This window comes from Piscirickettsia salmonis LF-89 = ATCC VR-1361 (assembly GCF_000297215.2).
GTDB lineage: Bacteria > Pseudomonadota > Gammaproteobacteria > Piscirickettsiales > Piscirickettsiaceae > Piscirickettsia > Piscirickettsia salmonis.
The window spans coordinates 1-1,726 of record NZ_AMFF02000141.1; the positions used below are offsets into that span (position 1 = coordinate 1).

Annotated in this window: 2 protein-coding genes and 1 pseudogene; all 3 read right to left on the reverse strand. The window is 33.4% G+C overall.

Annotated features, from left to right (window positions below):
• Positions 1-119: 119 nt before the first annotated feature.
• Positions 120-587: pseudogene (locus C200_RS15115) on the reverse strand (IS3 family transposase); the annotation flags it as partial.
• Between the two features lie 171 nt (positions 588-758).
• Positions 759-1,352, reverse strand: coding sequence for a hypothetical protein (locus C200_RS12215; RefSeq protein ID WP_016212263.1), 594 nt, complete (start codon positions 1,350-1,352; stop codon positions 759-761).
• 162 nt (positions 1,353-1,514) lie between these two features.
• The gene (locus C200_RS15120) at positions 1,515-1,676 is read right to left on the reverse strand and encodes an IS3 family transposase (RefSeq protein ID WP_080750132.1); all 162 of its coding nucleotides are present in this window, start codon (positions 1,674-1,676) and stop codon (positions 1,515-1,517) included.
• Positions 1,677-1,726 lie beyond the last annotated feature (50 nt).

Here is a 1,726-nt window from a genome sequence, read left to right on the forward strand (position 1 = left end):
GCTGCCTTAGAATGAAGCAGCCAATCCAAATAATTTATCAATGAGCTGGTTTTAGGCGAAGATATCCTGTTTTTTAATATAACGTAATTGACCTTTTTGAACCATACGCATTGCTCTGGTCAAGTCAAACAGGACACCTTCTTGCGAGAATTTTCAAAGTTAACGGGAGACAGGTATTCATTTGCTGTATGAAGCCTGTCATGATTGTAATAACGAATATAAGCTTTTACATCTTCTGCCATAGATTCCCTTGTTAAAGGCACAACATTTAGCAACCATTCATTCTTCAAGCTACCAAAAAAATGCTCAACAGGCGCACTATCTAAACACGCACCAACACTACTCATGGAGGCTTCAATTTTGTGTTTTGAAAGCAGTTTTCTATACTTTTTGCTGGTATACTGTGAGCCACGATCACCATAAAAAAGAGCACCTTCGCCAGGTTGGCGTAAATTAATTGCCATTTCCATAGCACTCATTACTAATGGAGTGGTCATTCTCTTGTTAATTGAATAACCAATGATTTTTCTAGAATATAAATCCATCACAATAGCAAGGTACATCCAGCCTTCATTTGTTCTTTGAAATTTTTTGGCATTGTCACTCTCCATTAATAATTTACATGGATTTCTTTTTCCTTCAAATAGATCACCGCGATATTTTCTAATTTCAAAGGTAACACTACTGACAAGAACTTGCGTTGTTGCTCCCATATTATCGGATTCAGGTTGCTTTAAAGGTGGAATAGCAGCCTCAACTTAAGAAGGCTTACTAGAAAGAAACATATATGGATCTTGACTATAAGACTGAGAACGTCTGTGAGAACGGCCGCGAGATTTAGGAGTAATTTTATCTGAGTTAAAAAAATAATTTTCGGTACCGCTCTGTAATTTAACTAGAGACTCTTCTTGAGGTAAAGATGGAGATCTAATTTGAGATGAAGAACGAGATAGCCACCCAGATTCCCTTGAATTCTTTACTAATGAACTTCTTTTATTTAAGATTGCTAATCTTTTTTTTTCAATTGTAAGTGGGTTTTTTTGTATACTTACAGCAGGTTTTTCAAAAGCATTATAAGCTGCCTCACAAAAATCTTTTACGCTATTATACTTTTTATATGCAGACTGAAAAGATAAACTATGATGTTCAAAAAAGTGAACATCACTTTTTTCGAAAAATGGCTGACTTAAAGAGTCAATTATTTTTCTATCTTCAAAGAAATAATTTATTTCTTTCTCGAGACTATCTTTTAATGCATTAAGCTTTAAACTATTACTGGTCGCGTCTTTAGTAGCACTGCGTAGTTGTGTTTCATTATATTTAGGTGAAAGTTGATCCAAAATATTTGGCATTGATAAAAAACCTATCTCGTAATAATTATTGTTCTTTATATTATTTTTATGCTTCCCTAATCAATATATAAATCATTTATTTACATTAATTTTATTTAAAATTAACTAAAAAGGACACTGTTGCTAAAAATTTAGATTTGAGTATGGTGTACTATGTTCTGATCAAGTCAAACAGGACACCTTCTTGCGAGAATTTTCAAAGTTAACGGGAGACAGGTATTCATTTGCTGTATGAAGCCTGTCATGATTGTAATAACGAATATAAGCTTCTACATATTCTGCGGCACTGTTGCGAAAAGTTATCGTGAGTTTCAGAAAGGTTATTTTCTTGTGTTAGCTACCTTAGAATTAAGCAGCTAATCCAAATAATTTAT

Coding starts and splice junctions, on each gene's coding strand:
- C200_RS12215 (WP_016212263.1), bottom strand. CDS start 1,352: ATGCCAAATATTTTGGATCAACTTTCACCTAAATATAATGAAACACAA.